17 protein-coding genes are annotated in these 17677 nt (G+C 61.4%); 13 read left to right on the top strand and 4 right to left on the bottom strand.

Annotated features, from left to right (window positions below; translation table 11 throughout):
* Positions 1-70 precede the first annotated feature (70 nt).
* The 4 genes from NBH12_RS02565 (at position 71) to NBH12_RS02550 (ending at position 4179) form a co-directional block, all read left to right on the top strand.
* Positions 71-2848: a DNA polymerase III subunit gamma and tau gene (locus NBH12_RS02565; RefSeq protein ID WP_250819140.1), complete on the top strand. Its 2778-nt coding sequence runs from the start codon at positions 71-73 to the stop codon at positions 2846-2848.
* 41 nt (positions 2849-2889) lie between these two features.
* Positions 2890-3492 (top strand): recombination mediator RecR, encoded by a 603-nt coding sequence (recR, locus tag NBH12_RS02560; RefSeq protein WP_003828006.1) that lies wholly within the window; start codon positions 2890-2892, stop codon positions 3490-3492.
* 121 nt (positions 3493-3613) lie between these two features.
* Entirely contained in the window at positions 3614-3937 is a 324-nt protein-coding gene (locus NBH12_RS02555) for an AAA family ATPase (protein ID WP_003828007.1), read from the top strand.
* On the top strand, positions 3934-4179 hold the full coding sequence (locus NBH12_RS02550; RefSeq protein ID WP_003828008.1) for a hypothetical protein: 246 nt from the start codon (positions 3934-3936) through the stop codon (positions 4177-4179). Before NBH12_RS02555 ends, NBH12_RS02550 begins: the two co-directional genes overlap by 4 nt.
* Here NBH12_RS02550 and NBH12_RS02545 read toward each other — a convergent pair whose 3' ends face one another.
* From NBH12_RS02545 to NBH12_RS10900, 3 genes are all read right to left on the bottom strand, one after another.
* Positions 4180-5388 carry a class C sortase gene (locus tag NBH12_RS02545; RefSeq protein WP_250819139.1) on the bottom strand — a complete coding sequence of 403 codons (1209 nt, stop codon included), beginning with the start codon at positions 5386-5388 and terminating at the stop codon, positions 4180-4182. It lies immediately after the preceding gene.
* Positions 5389-5498: 110 nt separating this feature from the next.
* The gene (locus NBH12_RS02540; protein WP_141670529.1) at positions 5499-5795 is read right to left on the bottom strand and encodes a hypothetical protein; all 297 of its coding nucleotides are present in this window, start codon (positions 5793-5795) and stop codon (positions 5499-5501) included.
* A gap of 274 nt (positions 5796-6069) precedes the next feature.
* A complete protein-coding gene (locus NBH12_RS10900; RefSeq protein ID WP_250819138.1) occupies positions 6070-7056 on the bottom strand; it encodes an ATP-binding protein in 987 nt (328 codons plus the stop codon).
* Between the two features lie 246 nt (positions 7057-7302).
* Here NBH12_RS10900 and NBH12_RS02530 point away from each other — a divergent pair, with 246 nt between their 5' ends.
* Positions 7303-8067 (top strand): aspartate kinase, encoded by a 765-nt coding sequence (locus tag NBH12_RS02530; RefSeq protein ID WP_003828014.1) that lies wholly within the window; start codon positions 7303-7305, stop codon positions 8065-8067.
* Between the two features lie 67 nt (positions 8068-8134).
* The gene (locus tag NBH12_RS02525; RefSeq protein ID WP_025221042.1) at positions 8135-8701 is read left to right on the top strand and encodes an ACT domain-containing protein; all 567 of its coding nucleotides are present in this window, start codon (positions 8135-8137) and stop codon (positions 8699-8701) included.
* A gap of 391 nt (positions 8702-9092) precedes the next feature.
* On the opposite strand, the gene asd is transcribed toward NBH12_RS02525, so the two are convergent.
* Positions 9093-10187, bottom strand: coding sequence for an aspartate-semialdehyde dehydrogenase (asd, locus tag NBH12_RS02520; RefSeq protein ID WP_250819137.1), 1095 nt, complete (start codon positions 10185-10187; stop codon positions 9093-9095).
* Positions 10188-10420: 233 nt separating this feature from the next.
* On the opposite strand from asd, the gene NBH12_RS02515 reads away from it, so the two are divergent.
* The 7 genes from NBH12_RS02515 to NBH12_RS02485 all read left to right on the top strand — a co-directional run bounded on the left by NBH12_RS02515 (position 10421) and on the right by NBH12_RS02485 (position 17676).
* Positions 10421-11041, top strand: coding sequence for a DUF5701 family protein (locus NBH12_RS02515; protein WP_003828018.1), 621 nt, complete (start codon positions 10421-10423; stop codon positions 11039-11041).
* A gap of 359 nt (positions 11042-11400) precedes the next feature.
* The gene (locus tag NBH12_RS02510) at positions 11401-12309 is read left to right on the top strand and encodes a DUF4862 family protein (RefSeq protein ID WP_052828369.1); all 909 of its coding nucleotides are present in this window, start codon (positions 11401-11403) and stop codon (positions 12307-12309) included.
* Positions 12306-13319, top strand: a complete 1014-nt coding sequence (locus NBH12_RS02505) for an ROK family protein (RefSeq protein ID WP_065454051.1) — start codon at positions 12306-12308, stop codon at positions 13317-13319. The genes NBH12_RS02510 and NBH12_RS02505 overlap by 4 nt, the downstream gene beginning before the upstream one ends.
* A gap of 29 nt (positions 13320-13348) precedes the next feature.
* On the top strand, positions 13349-14017 hold the full coding sequence (locus NBH12_RS02500) for an N-acetylmannosamine-6-phosphate 2-epimerase (RefSeq protein WP_014483327.1): 669 nt from the start codon (positions 13349-13351) through the stop codon (positions 14015-14017).
* Between the two features lie 14 nt (positions 14018-14031).
* Positions 14032-14850, top strand: a complete 819-nt coding sequence (locus NBH12_RS02495; protein ID WP_171843347.1) for an alpha/beta fold hydrolase — start codon at positions 14032-14034, stop codon at positions 14848-14850.
* Positions 14851-15046: 196 nt separating this feature from the next.
* Positions 15047-16609, top strand: coding sequence for an ABC transporter substrate-binding protein (locus tag NBH12_RS02490; RefSeq protein ID WP_060618840.1), 1563 nt, complete (start codon positions 15047-15049; stop codon positions 16607-16609).
* Positions 16610-16719: 110 nt separating this feature from the next.
* Entirely contained in the window at positions 16720-17676 is a 957-nt protein-coding gene (locus NBH12_RS02485; protein WP_014483328.1) for an ABC transporter permease, read from the top strand.
* The last annotated feature ends 1 nt before the right edge of the window (position 17677 follow it).

The following is a 17677-nucleotide window of genomic DNA, read 5'->3' as shown; positions in this document are numbered from 1 at the left end:
AATGGTATATACCGAAACGATCTCTGTTATTTACGAAAAATTGAGTGAGGGGCAAGGTAGGTTAGTAGCTATGGCACTTGCACTGTATCGTCGCTATCGTCCGGACACCTTTGAAGGTGTGATCGGCCAGGACCAGGTCACGGTTCCTTTGATGCGAGCCCTTGACGAGGGCAGGCTCACGCATGCCTATTTGTTCTCCGGCCCGCGAGGCTGCGGCAAGACCAGTTCCGCGCGTATCCTGGCCCGTTGCGTCAACTGCGCCAAGGGCCCAACCTCGCATCCGTGCGGCGAGTGTGAAAGCTGCAAGGATCTGGCCACCGGAGGCCCGGGATCCATCGATGTGGTCGAAATCGATGCCGCCTCACACAACGGTGTGGACGATGCCCGCGAATTGCGCGAACGCGCCGGGTTCGCCCCCGCCCGCGACCGCTACAAGATTTTCATCCTCGACGAGGCTCACATGGTCACGCAGCAGGGCTTCAACGCGCTGCTCAAGATCGTTGAGGAACCGCCTGAGCATGTGATGTTCATCTTCGCCACCACCGAACCGGACAAGGTGATTGGCACCATCCGCTCGCGTACCCATCATTACCCGTTCCGTCTGGTGCCGCAGGAGGTCATGGGCCCCTATCTGGAAACAATCTGCGAGAAAGAGAGCATCAAGCCTGAGCCCGGCGTGCTGAAACTCGCGATGCGTGCCGGCGGCGGCTCCATGCGAGACACCCTGTCCGTGTTGGACCAGCTCATGGTCGGTTCCGTCGAGGGCGTCATCACCCATGATGCCGCCGTGGCTCTGCTTGGTTTCACTCCTGAAGCGTTGATCGGTGAGGCCATCGATGCGGTCATCGATCATAACGGCGAGGCCCTGTACGGCGTGATCCAGAAGGTCGTGGTCGGCGGGTTCGACCCACGACGATTCGTGGAGGATCTGCTGGCCCGCGTGCGTGACCTGCTGGTGCTGACTTTGGCGGGCGACCGCGCGGAATCCGTGCTGTCAGACACGGCCGAGGCCGAGGACATGGACGACCTGCACCGCCAGGCCAAGGCCCTTGGACTGAGCGCGCTCACCGCCATTGCGGATATCATCAACACCACGCTGGGTGCCATGACCGGTGCCATCTCTCCGCGTATGCGACTCGAATTGCTGGCGGCCCGACTGCTGGCCGGCAGCGAAAACGGGTTCGTTGCACCCGCTGCCGCTCCCGCATTGGGAGCTCCCGCGCCAGCCACAGGAGCTGTAGCCTCTGCCGCTCCCGCTACGGGAGGTGCGGCAGGAGGCTTCGCTGGAGCGTCTCGCGGCGGTTTCGCCGGAGCCTCACAGGGTGGTTTCTCCGGCGCTTCGCGCAACCGATCGCAGTCACAGCCGCAGACCCCGGCTAACGCTCCTGCCGCAAATGCCGGTGGATGGAATGCCGCTGGCACATTGAATCCAGCGGGCTCCGCTGGCCAGACGGGTGCCGCCGGTCAAGCTGCCCCTGCTCAGCAGGCCATGCCCGCAGCCTCCGCTCCTGCTGCACTAGCAGCTTCTGTTACGAATGCTACGGCTCCAAGCTCCGACTCCCGATCCACTGATGAAAAGTGGAATGCAGCCGTTGCCGCATTGCCGCAGGCCATCCGCGAATACGTCACCAGAGACAAGGTGCCGACGGTGGCATTCGGCCCCAACCGTAAGGGATTGCCCTGCCTGTCCATGACCTTCGACAAGCCGCTCAGCCAGCATGCGTTTGCGCTCGCGGTGGATAACAGCGGCAAAAAGGCCGCAATCGTGGTGATGGATGCCGTACGCCAGGAATTCGGTGCCGATGCGGTTATCGCTCCTGCGGCCGTTGCGGCCAACGGTGAGCGAGTGGAATCCGTCAAGCGCCTGAGCCCCGAACAGTTGGCCAAGGTCAAGCAGCAGATTGCGATGGCCAAGGCGGGTCTGGCCGCTTCGAGTCTGGGAGCTGGCCTGGGCATGCATTCCGGCAGTGAGCCAAAAGCTCAGAAGCCGGCTGCTGAGGGGAACGCCGAAGATGCGGATGGCAGCCACCGAGCCTCTGGCGTAACGCCGGGAGGCACTTCGAACAAGCCCGATTTGGATGATGACGATCCATGGGCCAAACCTGCCGCATCGTCTGAGGCTATGGGCGAGCCATCTGCGTCTGCAGGTGAGCCGTCTGTTGATGGTTTTGCTCCGAGCAATCCAGACCCTGCATCTGCACAGGCGCCTGAAGAGCGCCACAAGAAGCATGTCGCCGTACCGGACATGAGCGATGACGTGGACCCATGGGCAACGCCGGCAGCACCTGTCGAACACGCACAAGATGCGACCGCCAATACCCAGGCCGGCCAAGCTGAGCAATCCGCCGCGTCTACTTCCTCGAACGTGGGTGCCCCGGCTGCGGATTCTGCTGCCCCAACGGCATCCGCTGACCCGTGGAACCAGCCGGTGCCTCCGCCTGCCGAACCGATGGGTGGCCCGTGGAACCAGCCTGCTGCGTCTGCGCCGCAAGCTGCGCCGGATCCATGGAATCAACCAGCTCCTCCGCAATCGGAACCGGATCCGTGGAATCAACCGCAGGGTCAGGCTCAGCGGCAGACCCCATCGCAGAGTCAGGGTATGCCGCAAAGCCAGAACTCGGGCGCTGCTGACCCGTGGAACCAGCCAGTGCCGCCGAGCCCTCAGCCGCAGGTTGCGGCCGAGGACGATGAGTATTCGATGAGCGACCAGTCGCTTGGCGATGCCACGGCCATGAAGATGGATGATCTCAAGAAGCTGTTCGAGGTCAAGAAGGTCGAGGAGTTTGCGGCCGATGACCCGAAGAACCCGAAGAACATCCAGCCCGCCAAGAAGCATACGGATGACTGACCGCAGCACATCATACGAAACGAAAAACATGAGGAGCACACATGGCATTGGCCTATGACGGCGCCATCCAGCGGTTGATTGACGCATTCGGGCACCTGCCCGGAATCGGTCCCAAAGGAGCTCAGCGCATTGCTTTCTACATGCTGTCCGCCCCCGAAGATGAGGCCCGCGAGCTGGCCGAGGCTATCGAAGAGGTCAAGGCCAAGGTTCGGTTCTGTGAGATTTGTGGCAACGTGTGCGAGACGAGCCCTTGCCCGGTGTGCGCGGACCCGCGCCGCGACCGCAGCGTGATCTGCGTGGTCGAGGAGCCTAAGGACGTGATGAGCATCGAGCGCACCCGCGAATACCGCGGCCTCTACCATGTGCTCGGCGGCGCCATCAACCCGATGGCCAACGTTGGCCCTGCGGATTTGCGCATCCCCGGCCTGCTCAAGCGTTTGGAAGGCGATGAGGTCAAAGAGGTGATCATGGCGCTTGACCCGAACATCGAAGGCGAAGCCACCACCAGTTACCTGACCCAGTTGCTGCGTCCGGTAGGCGTCAAGATTACGCGTCTTGCCAGCGGTCTGCCGGTCGGCTCCGACCTCGAATACGCCGACGAAATCACCCTCGGCCGAGCCCTAGCCGGCCGCCGCGAAGCTTAAGCGGCATCTCTCTCCTTAAGAGTATCGTATTTACAGGGAATTTCCATATGCGGCAATTGCCGAACCGTCGTTGCCGTCCGCTCTGCAGATTGCCGTTGATCATGGGTTGCTTGCGACTAATATGACGATTATTTTGGCCGGCAGTAATGAAGGGTTCATGGAGAGCGAGGTGCTTGGCCGTAAAAGCCGATTGTATGGCCGACGCACTGCCCAAATCAGGTTGTTGCCGTTCGATTACGCTGACGCAGCGAAATTTCTTCCTAACACGAAGTCGCAGGATTTGGTTCGTTATTACGCGACTTTTGGCGGTACTCCGTACTATCTTGCGCGTATCAATGAATCCGATGGATTCGAAGATAACGTACTTCGACTGTTGTTCGACAACCTTTTAGCAAATGGTGGTGTAATGATCCGATTGCGCGGGAACAGACCGATATTGATGTGATTGCGGCTGATTCTCTGAGTAAGCAGATATTGATAGGCGAGTGCAAGTGGCGTAACTCATTTAATGAGACGGAAGCCGTTGAGCGGCTGCGTGGGAGGGCCGGATTAATCCGTGGTTACTTGCCGGAGACAGCTCGGTTTGTGCTGTTTTCAAAAAATGAGGTAGGTGAATCTATCCGAAATCGATACTGCGAGGATGAACGTATGTCGTTTGTGTCTGTGGACGACATGTATGCCGGATGATTATACGGATGGTGGCAACTCGCCTACTGGCTTCTTGACTGGCTCGGCAAGCACTCTCAACGTATCGTTGGCGCTTTCTCCGTCGCGGCGATGCCAGGGCCAGAAAGCGGCGTGATGCATGATGCGTGCGGGCTTGTGCCGCCGCAGTAGCCAGATGATGAACAGTCCAGCCAGCAGTATGCCGACACCGACCGCGATGCCAATGGTCCGCCCGTCGTGCACGTCGCGTGGTTCGGGGGCAGGCACAGGAATCGAGACACGGTGCCCGGAAATCAACAGTCGGTGCGTGTTCACACCGTACGGCGTACAGGTCATCAGCGTGGCGCGGTCCTCGCCCGGCGCGATGCGCAACTTTGAGGTGTCGTCCGGCAGAATCACTGAGATGTTATCCACCTTGTATCCCAAGGTCTCGCCCATGACTTCGATATAGAAGAAGTCGCCCTTCTTCACCTCGTCCAGGCGGGTGAACATCATGGCCTCCACCAGACCGCGGTGTCCGGTGATTACCGAATGAGTGGACTTGCCGCCCACGGGAAGCGATGTGCCGTAGAGATGCCCGGCGCCAGAGGCAAGTGCCTCCTCGGAGGTGCCGTGGTAAATCGGCAGGTTGATGGATTGCTTGGGGACTTTGATGGTGCCCATCACGCCGTTGCCGGCATCCAGTAGCGATTGGTATTCCTTGTCTTTCTTGGAGGCTGAGTCCTCGCCGCTGGCGCGTGACCCACCCTGCGCGGCCGAGAACGGATCGACCGCCTCGCCCAGTACGGGCTGACCGGAATCGGCAAGCTTCTTGTTGTAGGCGCGTGCGACTTTCATCTTGTCCTCTGCCTGCGGGTAGGGCCATCCGGCCACTTGCTTGGCGCTGGTAGCAGCAGTGGCGGCCAGCTCCTGGCTGGATTGGAATTGCAGAGTCAGCGGGAAACAGGCCGCGCCGATGGCGGCGATGAGCAGAAGGATGGTGATGATGCGCATCGCCAGCAGATTGCGCTGGAGGCGGCGGCGTTCGGCTGCCAGATCGGAGACGTCGACGACCTCGTTGAACGGATCTTGGGTGAAAGTGTTGCTGGCTGCTGCCGCATCGGCTGCTGCTGAATCGTTTGTTGTTGTATCGACTGATGCGTCGGCTATTGCCGCGGCGGATGCGCCGGCGGGTGCATTAGCGCGGGAACGGGCATGCTTGCTCTTCGGGCGTCTATGCAGAAAAGCCATTTTCTGTGTTCCCTCTCCCTATGCCTGCTGCCAGGGTGTGCGCATGCGTGTTTGCCTGTTGGCTGCCCCGAGTCTTGCTGTCACGTATGCCATCGAGTGTACGCCATCAATCACATAACAATTTTCGCGGTACAAGGTACTCCGGAGAACCTGATCGCGTACTCGCCGTCATGGGCCCCGCCGACCTTTTTGGGGAACAGCACGCGGTAGGCGGCGAGTTTGTAATAGTACGTGTTCGCGCGCAGGTACTCCAGTGCCTCCTGCTCGTCGCATAGTTCGAACGCGACGCCCCTGGCCTTGAGATGCGCTATCTGCCCCTCGGTTGACAGCATCGGCTTGGGCGAGGCGCCTGAGGTGTCGTCTTCTTGCGGTGGCCCTTCCGAGTGAATGGGATGTTGGTCAGGCATGGTATGTTCTTTCTCGCTGCGTCGCCCGGCCTCGGTGCCGGGCGACGGCGTAGACGGGAGCATACCGGATTAAGCGCGTCCACCACCATGTTTTCGGACAATGTGGTTCCAGCTTCCCCGATCTTAGGGAGTTTCTCGCTGAGGATTGGACGGCAACGATGTTGAATGTATTTTTTGTACATTCAATGCACTAATTTTTGTACATTCAATGCGCAAAATTGATGGGTTCAGAATCGGAATCAAAAATGGGCGCAATCACTTTCGTGACTTCGCCCTACAAAAAATGGAATTCTATGCAGCATTGGTCAGACGATACCGCTGGTACTCGCTCTTGGGCTTGTCCGGGAGCGTCAAATGACAGTTTCCCGGCCTCGACCATCGGCCGAATGTACTCTCGTCGCGTATATTGCAGGCTTCGGCCTACATGATTTGCGATTTCCTGCGCCAATCGCGGTTCGGCGCAATACGCAAGAATAGTATTTTCGATGTCGGCCGGGCGCGGGCTGTTCTTGTCTTGGCCGGGCGTGGCGTCATGGTCGCTAGCATTCGTTTCCGCGCTGCTGTTGAAGAACCGTACGAGGAATGAACCTCTCTGGTCGATAAATTCCGGCTGCCGGACTCCGTGTGTCCTAGCCTCATCCCGAATAACGGCGATCCCCGAGTGGCGATTTTCCGCGATTTTCTCAATCTCCAAAATTGAAACTAGCGTGGGATTTCGCGTCGGCATGTTGGCATAGCCCAAATCGTTGATGCTTTGGCCGCCGTATACGCCGCCCGGATTCCAACATTCCAGCCGATCCGAAAACATAACAAGTCGGATGGGCGTGCCGTTGCAGTATGGGCCATAATCGCGGTGCATGAGAGCATTAGTGATTATTTCTCGTACCGCGGTTTCCGGATATTCGGGGATGTCGGTGCGTTTTCCGTCGCGAATCACGACTCTCGTTTTCCCGTTGCGGGCAATGAACCCCAGCGCGCCTTCGAGCATCTCTGCGATAGTGCCCTCGTACCGCTTGTTGTCGATGAAGCGTTCTCCACCGTCATCGGGCTGCAAAACAGTGCCATTGACTGCAATCGCGGTAATGCAAAGGTTGGGGTAGATGCGTTGCGGGTAATCGCCGAGCGTCATCATTCCGGCAAGCGTCGGCTTATTGTTTTGCATGGCCCCGGTCAAAGACAGAACCTCATCGTCCGAGCGGCGGGGGAGTAGCCTCAAAGAACACCCGGCGGAATCCTGAATGTTTGCTGGTTGCGGGTTCACCGTCGTGGTGCGACAGGGCGGCATATCGGTTCAGCGGCACAGCGGTTTAGCGGTGGCTATGCGGTGCCACCGAACATCGGGTGTGCGGGCGGTGTACGGCGGAAGCGCGCGGGAGCATAATCGCCAAGGCTATTACGGTGTCCATATGCCGGCGATGGTTCGCTTCGCGAACGCGGCACCTTTATAATCGTTGCGTTTGCGTAGAATAATCGGCAAATACTCCCAAGAGAAGAACAAAGGACAGCAGTGGCTCTCATCGTGCAGAAGTACGGCGGCTCGTCGGTCGCCGATACCGAATCGATCAAACGTGTGGCCAAGCGCGTTGTTGAGACGGAGAAGAAGGGCAACAAAGTGGCCGTGGTGGTCTCCGCCATGGGCGACACCACCGACGACCTCATCGATCAGGCCCTCAGCATCGACTCCAACCCGCCCGAGCGCGAGATGGACATGCTTATGACCGCTGGCGAACGAATTTCCATGAGCCTGCTCGCCATGGCCATTCACGCCGAAGGCAGCCGTGCGCACTCCTTCACCGGTCAGCAGGCCGGCTTCCTCACCGACGCCCGTTACGGCGCGGCCCATATCAAGGCCGTCAAGCCGGATCGTGTGAAGAACGCGCTATCGCTGGGAGACATTGCCATCGTCGCCGGCTTCCAGGGCATCAACGCCAAGGGCGATGCCACCACGCTCGGCCGTGGCGGTTCTGACACCTCCGCCGTGGCGCTCGCCGTGGCCCTTGGTGCCGACGTTTGCGAGATTTACACCGACGTGGACGGCATCTTCACCGCCGACCCGCGCATCGTGACCTCCGCTCGTCGCATTCCTTCCATCGGCTACGAAGCCATTCTGGAAATGGCCTCCTGCGGTTCCAAGGTGCTGGCGCTGCGCTGCGTGGAATACGCGCAGCGCTTCAACATGCCGCTGCACGTGCGCTCCTCGTTCTCCCGCCGCCCCGGCACATTGGTGGTGCCTGACGGTGTGGATCCGCGCACGCTGCCGAACATCGACTGAGCGAGACCGAACCGAACCCGAATAACCGACAAAATCGTTAGCAATATCAAGCAAGACAAGGCAAGACATGACTGAAGAAGAAGCGAAATCCATGGGCGACCTGTTCCCCGACCTGGGCCCTGAAGCTCCGGTGATTTCCGGCATCGCCCACGACCGTTCTGAGGCGCTGGCCACCGTGCGCGGCGTGCCGAACGAGCCGGGCATGGCCGCCAAGGTGTTTACCGAGCTGGCCACCGCCGGCGTGAATGTGGACATGATTGTGCAGGCCGGTGCGTCCGTGGGTACTGCGGACATCTCCTTCACTGTGCCGGAGGCAGCCGTCAAGCAGGTGCAGAACACGCTGCTCGACAAGCAGGACGTGCTGGGCTACCACTCCTTCGATGTGGATACCAACGTTGGCAAGGTGGCCGTGGTGGGCGTCGGCATGAAGACCCACTCCGGTTTGGCCGCCAAGTTCTTCCAGGCCCTGAGCGATGAGGGCATTAACGTGCTGATGATTTCCACTTCCGAGATTCGTATCGCCGCGCTTGTGCCGCTCGACCAGCTGAACGACGCCGTCAAGGCTCTGCACACTGCCTACGGTCTCGATGCCGACCAGATTGAAGCCGTGGTGTACGGCGGTACTGGTCGCTGAGCCGCGATTTCTACTGCATATACAACGAAAGCCCTCCTCGCGGAGGGCTTTCTCGATTTCAAGGGGCGGATTCGGGTTCTTGGGGACATCTACTTCCGTTTCGAGGGGCTCCTCGAATGCGAGATCCCGAGTATAAACGGCATTGTGACAACGTCATTCCGCCGTTTTTGCATGTTGTCTACTTGTCCATCAGCCCCTTGAAACGGAAGTAGACGTCCGGAGAACGTTAAATCAGCCCCTTGAAACGCGAGTTGGCGTTGATTTCCGGCAGAATGGGCAAAATGAGTCAGCCGCCGGCCGGAAACATCTCGCTGTATGGAGCGGAATATGCAAAGCCCGCTACCCGACGTGCATATAGTCGAGGTAGCGGGCGTGTTACAGACGGTTGCAACTACTTCTTGGTGATGTAGCCGAGGGCCTTGAGCATTTCGGCGCACTCGAGGGCGCCGCCGGCGGCACCGCGCAGGGTGTTGTGGGCCAGGCCCACGAACTTCCAATCGAAGATGGAGTCCTCGCGCAGACGGCCGATGGAAACGCCCATGCCGCCCTCGTAATCCACGTCAAGCTTGACCTGCGGGCGGTCATCCTCGGTGAGGTACTGGATGAAGTGCTTCGGCGCGTGCGGCAGCTCCAGCTCGGAAGCCTTGGACGTGTAGTTCACCAGACGGTCGATAAGCTCTTCCTTGGTGGCCTTCTTGCCGAAGTTCAGGAACACGGTGGCGGTGTGACCGTTGAGCACGGGCACGCGGATGCATTGCGAAGTGATCTTGAGGTCGCCGTCGAACGGCACGATCTCGCCCTTTTCGGCGTCCACATGGCCGAACACCTTGAGCGGTTCCTTCTCGGACTTCGCTTCTTCACCAGAGATGAACGGGATGATGTTGCCCACCATCTCAGGCCAATCCTTGAAGGTCTTGCCTGCGCCGGAAATCGCCTGATAGGTGCTCACAACCACCTCACGCGGTTCAAATTCCTTCCACGCGGCCAGTGCCGGCGTGTAGGCCTGAATCGAGCAGTTCGGCTTGACGGCGATGAAACCACGAGTAGTGCCCAGGCGCTTGCGCTGGTGCTCGATCACCTCGAAGTGCTCCGGGTTGATCTCCGGCACCACCATCGGCACGTCCGGGGTCCAGCGGTGGGCGCTGTTGTTGGAGACCACCGGGGTCTCGGTCTTGGCATAACGCTCTTCAATGGCGCGAATCTGGTCCTTCGGCATGTTTACCGCGGAGAACATGAAGTCCACGTTCTCGGCCACGGACTCGGCGTCGTCGCCGTCCGCAACCACCATGTGCTTGGCGTATTCGGGCATCGGCGTTTCCATCTTCCAACGGCTGCCGACGGCCTCCTCATACGTCTTGCCGGCGCTGTGTGCGGAAGCGGCAAGCGTGACCACTTCGAACCACGGGTGGTTTTCCAGCAGCGTGATGAAACGCTGGCCGACCATACCGGTGGCGCCGAGAATGCCGACCTTTATCTTTTCGGGCATGATGACCTCTATGACCTTCGGGTTTCGATGGGCTGATACGTTCAAGCGACCATCTTGCAATGGCCGCAAACACACGGTAATTGTACGAAACATGCAGAACAACAGTGGCCGTCTTCCCATATGGCGGCTCGGCGGCGCACCCCATGGCGTACCCCGCGCAGCGCAGCCCGATATCCTCTCCATAACTGGCAAAGTGACTAGCGAAGAGACGGCAGTGTTCTACACTGGTAGCCATGTCTATCGCATCAGTAGAGGCGCAAAAGCAACTCGACCGTATCGTGGCCCTCGGCTACCCGGACGTGGCGGATATGAGTGCCGCCGCATTCCGCGCGCTTGCCGAGCCGCTCATCGGCGCGCTCGAGCATTCCGATCTCGGCTCGAACATCCTACTGGTGCCTACGCGCGAGCTAGTCTCGCCCGAATCGCTGATTGCGCGAACCTCCATCAACCGCATGGCCGGCTTTACCACCATGCCTCCGCGAGACATCGCCAGCTTCCTGCCGCAAGACGGATTCATGCCGCCCGAAGGCCCGTTCTATCTGGTGGTCGATCCGCATACCGGCACCTGCTACATCAACCGCGAGCCCGACGTGGCACGCAAGCTGATTGATTCCGACGAGCGTCTGCCGCTCACCCTCGAAGAAGGCTTGGCCATCGCCACCCAGCACCCTGAATGGCTGTTGGAAAAGAACGGTTTCAACCTGCTCGGCTCGCGCAGCGCGGACGGGCGCGTGCCGAGCATCTGGATGAGTCAGAACGCGCCGAGGCTCGGCGCCGTGTGGCCGAATTCCAAGCACACGTGGCTCGGCAACGCGTTCTGCATGGCCCGCCGCGGGGTGTCGCTGTTCCGATAGGGCCGGTGGGCCAAAATTCGGTGCTATCCTTCCTGGGGCAGATGGGGCGTTTTGCGGACACCTACTCGCCCTTCCGAGGGCAGTCGCATCGGCGCGTGGGGGCGTGCGGGGAGCACCCCGCCGTTGGAATATGGCGCAATATGAGGGGCCGATGCCCGTGGCGCGCCCGTTGAGGTGCCCTCGGAAGGCGGAGTATATGTCCGCAACGGCGGAAATCCGCCCTCGGAAAGCCAAGTGGCGGTCGAAGCGCGGGCCGATGGAACACGCTCGTTGCGCGGCGTTAATAGATTAGACATCAGACGTCTGATAATAGTAGAATGGAAATGCTCAGGCACCGGCATTTCAAGGAGGAAACCAGCATGCCATCATTCGTCGTCGGCGCATACGCGTCATTGCCCCAGGGGCGCGAAGCCCAGGAAACCTACTACGACCTGCTCGGCGAGCAGCCGTGGATCGAGGGCACCGAGCTGCCCTTCCCCGGCGACCTCGCGGACACCGCCGACCGCATCTGGCTGGCCGGCCACCTGCCCAAGCACTGGCGCGGCAACACCGTCACCGTCATCCCCGGCACCATGCAGCACGTGTGGAAGGACCCGAACTTCGGCCTCGCCAGCCCGGACGAGGACGGGCGCAAGGTCGCGCTCGCGTTCATGAAGCAGCTGCGCGAGGCGCTCGCCGACTTCGCCCAGTGGAGGGCCAGCCAGGACGTCAAGTTCATCGAAATCCACTCCGCGCCCACGAGGATCGCCAGCCGCGACGCCATGGCTGCCTCGCTCGAGGCCCTCGCGCAGCTGGACTGGTCCGGCGCCAAGCTGGTGATCGAGCACTGCGACAAGTACGTCGAGGGGCAGAAGCCGGAAAAGGGCTTCCTGCCGATTGAGGACGAGATCGCGCTGTGCGGGTCGGCCGGCATCGGGCTCACCGTCAACTGGGGACGCTCGGTGGTGGAGGGGCGCACGCCCGAAACCGCCGTGGCGCACGTGGAGGCCGCCGCGAAGGCCGGCGTGCTGAGCGGCCTCATGTTCTCCGGCGCCGGCCCGGAGGAGACCCAGTACGGCTACGGCTGGATCGACGGCCACCTGCCCATGAACCCGGACGAGCCGACCTCGCTCATGGATGCCGCCGCCATTAAGGCCGCCGTGCGCGCCGCCGGGGCGCAGGAGCGCCCGCTCGACTATCTGGGCGCCAAGGTGTGCGTGCCCAAGGACGCGACGGTCGAGGAGCGCCTCGACTATCTCGCGCACATCCACGAGGCGGTCGTCGCATGAGCGCGGGGGCGGCACCCACCTACCTCGCCTTCGACATCGGCGGCACCAAAGTCGCCTCGGGATTCGTGACGTTGCCCGCAAGCGCAAACGCAAACACGGGCGCGGACGGCAGGCCCGAGGTGACGGCCCGCTGCGAAATCCCGACCGAGGCCGCGCGCGGCGGCGAGGACCTGAAGAACCGCATCGTCGCCTTCGCCGTCCGCCAGCTTGAGCGCGCCGAGGCCGAGGGCGTGGCGATCGCCGGCGTCGGCATCGCGGCGGCGGGCGTGCCGGACAGCGAAACCGGCGAGATCGTCTCCGCCACGGACATCCTGCCCGGCTGGCGCGGCCAGCGCATCTACGACGCGTTCGCGGCCGTGACCGACCTGCCGGTGCACATGATCGGCGACGTGGGCGCGCACGGTCTGGGCGAGGCGACGTACGGCGCCGGACGCGGCAGGGGCGTGGTGCTCTCGATCGGCGTGGGCACCGGCATCGGCGGCGCGATCGTGGTGGATGGCGCCTTGTTCACCGGCGCGCACGGCGTGGCCGGCCACGCGGGGCACGTGCCGAGCGCGCTGGGCCGCGGATTCCTATGCTCGTGCGGCACCCTCGAGGGGCACATCGAGCCGGTCGCGTCCGGCACGGGGCTGAAGGACCTCTACAATCGGCGCTGCGAGGAGGCCGGCGACGAGAACCTCCCGGCTGCGGACGGCGCCGAGGTGGCCGCCCGCGCGGCCGCGGGGGAGGAGCTGGCCCGCCGCACGCTCACCGACAGCGCCCGTGCGCTCGGCGAATGCGTCGGCGGCATGGGCAACCTCATCGACCCGGACGTGATCGTGGTCTCCGGCTCGGTCGTCAAGGCCGGTCCGATCTGGTGGGACGCCCTGCGCGCCGGGTTCGCCGATTCGGCGCTCGCGCTCGTCAAGCCGACGCCGCTCGTCGAGGGCGAGCTCGGAGGGGCGGCGCCGCTGATCGGCGCGGCGGCGGCCGTCCACCGGCGCATCGGCGCGCCGGGTGACGCGCGATAGACAAGATGCGACAACAGGAAGGAACCAGCATGCATCAGGCAATCGAGAAGATCAGGGGCGGCCTCGTGGTGAGCTGCCAGGCGTACCCGGGCGAGCCGCTGCGCCACCCGGAGACCATGGCGCAGATGGCCATGGCGGCCGTGGAGGGCGGGGCTGTGGGCATCCGCTGCCAGGGCCTCGCGGACATCGCGGCCATCAAGGGCCAGGTGAGCGTGCCGGTGATCGGCATCTGGAAGGACGGCGAGGAGGGCGTGTACATCACGCCGACCCTGCGCCACGCCCGCTGCTGCGCCGCCGCCGGAGCGGACATCATCGCGATCGACGCGACCGGACGCCCGCGACCGGACGGGCTGACCTACGCTGAGACCGTGCGCGCCCTGCACGACGAGGGCGTGATCGTGATGGCCGACTGCGGCAGCTTCGCCGACGCCGAGCGCGCCGTGGAGGCCGGTACCGACATCATCTCCACCACGCTGTCCGGTTACACCGGCGAGCGCCCCAAGACCGACGGTCCAGACTTCGAGCTGCTCGGCCAGATGATCGAGGCGTTCCCGGACGTGCCCGTGCTGTGCGAGGGTCGCATTCACACGCCCGACCAGCTGCATCAGGTCATGGCCGCCGGCGCGTGGGCCGCGGTGGTGGGCACGGCGATCACGCATCCGACGACCATCACGCGCTGGTTCGAGGCGAAGCTGTGAGCGGGGCGGGGCGCATGCTCAGCTTCATTGCAGCGGGTGATCCGAATCGTCCCCTTGTCGTCCTGCTGCACGGCGTGTGCGACGCGGCGATTGCCTGGTCCGACTACATCGACTATCTCAGTCATGATTTTCGCGTGGTTGCGGTCGATATGCTGGGACATGGCCTGTCGCCGCGATATGCCGATGCTCAACTCCGACATCCATTCGAATCCGCGTATGAGGCGTTTGAGGAGACCGTTGAATATCTTGAACATGTCCACGGTGGCAGGGCGATCATGATCGGGCATTCCATGGGAGGTGCGATTGTGACGATGCTGGTCAGGCGTCGTCCTGATCTTTGCCTCGGTGCAGTGGTTGAGGATCCCGCATGGCTGAACGATGAGCAGCGACAGCGGTATGTGGACAACGCTCCGGCCAATGCGGCGTTGCTGCACGACTGGGCATCCGACCCGGCCAACGCGATCCGTCACAATCAGACGCGTCGTCCGAATTGGCCGATGGAGGATCATATCGGCTGGGTCTATGGGCAGAACCGATGTGATCCGCGATTGGAGCGCACCGGCGTGGTCAGCTTCGCGGAGGACTGGCATCAGGTGGTGTCCTCGATAGAGGTGCCCTTGGTGGTGGTCTCGTCCGACGATCCCTCAGATCTCGTGGGTGTGCGCGGGCTGGAGGAAGTCAGGGCCATGGGGAAGCCGAACCTTGAAACGGTGTTCATTCCCGGGTGTGAGCACGGTCTGCGCAGGACTGACATTGCCGCGTTCAATCAGGCGGTTACGCCCATACTGCACCGCTGGGCCGCATGTGAATCTCATGTTTCCGGCGAAATATAAGATGTCTGATGTCTTAACACTGTCGTTACCGCGGTTTGAGACCGTTGCATTGCAAGGAAAAAACGTGGTAGCTGCACTCATAAGACGGCTGATGAAACTTGCAATCAGACATCAGATGTCATATGATTAAGAAAGATTCGATTGTACAGAGAATCGAATCCTGATTCAGTTATCACTCAACGAAGAGGAGAAACCGATGTACTCGTGGAAAACCCGAATGGCCAAGACCGCCGCTGCGGTATTGGCCGGAACGCTCGCCTTGAGCGGCTGCGGTGTAGGAACCGGCACGACGAACGCCAAGGGGGGTCCCTCCGTCGCGGACACCATCACCGCGCAGGTGGCGTACAGCAGTCGTGACTTCAATCCGCTGTCCACGTCCATGGCCCTGCCGATGGCCGGCAACTGGCATGTGACCGAGGCGCTGTACACGCTGCAGATGTCCGACTATTCGTTGGTCTCCGGCTTGGCCGCTGGCGAACCGGAGAAGATCTCCGACACCGAATACGTCATCACGATCCGCGATGGCGCCAAGTTCTCGGACGGTAACGCCGTGACCGCCAACGACGTCAAGACCTCGTTCGAGCGCGTCATGGCGCCCGGCGGCGTTTACGCTCCGATGCTTTCGTTCATTGACTCGATCACCGCGCAGGGCGACAACAAGATTGACTTCAAGCTCAAGTACGCGTTCACCCTGTTCAAGGAACGCATGTCGCTGGTACACATCGTTCCGGCCAGTCAGAGCGACGCGGACCTCAAGAAGATGCCAATTGGCTCCGGTCCGTGGAAGTACGTCGAGATCACCGATCAGCAGGTGAAGTTCGACAAGAACGAATATTACAACGGCGAATTCCCCGCGCAGGTCTCCCACATGGTGTGGAACGTGAATGTGGATGACACCGCCCGCGTCACCGCCATGCAGAACGGCAAGAGCGACATCATGGAGAACGTCCCCGCCAAGGCGTTCGACACCCTGAAGGCCGCCGGCGCCGACATCCAGACGGTGGATGGCTTCAATCAGGCGTTCATCATGTTCAACACCAAGCAGAAGCCGTTCGACGACAAGCGCGTGCGTCAGGCCGTGTTCTATGCGATCGACACCGAGAGCATGATCAAGAACCAGCTGTCCGGCGAGGCCAACATGGTCACCGGCTTCATGCCCGAGAGCTTCAAGACCTATCACAAGGCCTCCAACGTGTATACCTACAACCCTGAGAAGGCCAAGGAGCTGCTCAAGGAGGCTGGTGTGTCCGAAGGCGTGAAGTTCACGCTCTACACCACGGATCAGACTTGGATCACCCAGCTGGCGCCGCAGATCAAGAACAACCTCGACGCGATCGGCTTCAACGTGGACATTCAGTCCATGAAGTCCTCCGCCCTGTTCCCGACCATCACCGATAAGGACGACGCCGACTTCTCCATGGTGCTTGGCCCCGGCGATCCGACCGTGTTCGGCAACGATCCCGACGTGCTGCTCAACTGGTGGTTCGGCGACACCGTCTGGACCAAGCAGCGCATGTTCTGGAACGGCTCCGACGGCTACAACAAGCTGCATGAGCTCATGGACAAGGCCGCCCAGTCCTCCGGCGACGAACAGCAGAGCTACTGGAACGAGTGCTTCGACCTGCTCTCCGATGAGCTGCCGATGTACCCGCTGTTCCACCGCAAGCTTTCCACCGCCGTCAAGAAGAACGTGTTCAGCTCCTACACCCCGATTGGAACCACTGGCCTGTACTTCCTGAACTCCAAGCTGAACGGCTGATCCACACAGGTCATTCGCCATCACATCCCGAGGGCGCTGCTGCGCAAGCAGCGATGCTGACGCGGCGACGCCCTTATTTTGCGCAACCATCCATTTGAGGAGCATATAGAGTGGGCAATTTACTTCGTTTGTTGGGAAGACGATTGATATCCCTGCCGTTTGTGGCATTCGGCGTCGTTTTCCTCGTGTTCTTCCTGATGTCGTTCTCCCAATACGACCCCGCGGTCTCGGCTCTCGGCGAAAACGCCACGGCCGAGCAGCTTGCGGCATACCGCCACGAGATGGGCTTCGACCGATCGTGGGGCGAGCAGTTCCTGTCGTATCTCGGCGGCCTGTTCCAAGGCAACCTCGGCGTATACGGCGTGAACAAGGATTCCGTGTCTTCCCGCATCGCGACTGCTTTCCCGATCACGTTGCAGCTGACGTTCATAGCGCTGATCATCGCCGTGGTGTTTTCGGTGATTTTCGGTGTGCTCGCCGCCCTTTACCGTGACACGTGGGTCGATCAGGTCATCCGTGTGATTTCCATCATCGCCATCGCTACCCCGTCCTTCTGGCTGGGCGTGCTGCTGATCTACCTGCTGCAGATCAAGCTGGCCCTGCTGCCGGGTGCGGGCGAGCTCGTGCCGTTCAGCGTGGATCCCGGTGAATATCTGGCGCGCATGGCCATGCCCGCGTTCTCGCTGGGCTTCCCTGTCGCCGGACAGATGACCCGCATCATCCGAACCTCCATGGTCGAGGAACTGGATAAGGACTATGTACGCACCGCCATCGGCGCCGGCGTGCCCAAGCGCGTCGTCATTGCGCGCAACGTGTTCCGCAACGCCCTGATTACTCCGGTCACGGTGCTTGGTATGAAGATCGGCTACCTCATGGGCGGCGCCATCATCACCGAGATCATCTTCTCCCTGCCCGGCATGGGCACGGCGCTGTTCGAAGGCATCAACGGCAACGAGCCGATTCTCGTTCAGGGTGTGGTGCTGGTGGTGGCTCTCGCGTTCGTGATCATCAACATCATCGTTGACATGCTGTACGTGCTTATCAACCCGAGAATCAGGACGGTGTGAC

Source organism: Bifidobacterium sp. M3-N-101 (genome assembly GCF_023656805.1).
Taxonomy (GTDB): domain Bacteria; phylum Actinomycetota; class Actinomycetes; order Actinomycetales; family Bifidobacteriaceae; genus Bifidobacterium; species Bifidobacterium breve.
Note: the sequence above shows the minus strand (reverse complement) of the source record. Positions and strands in the feature narration are given on the sequence as shown.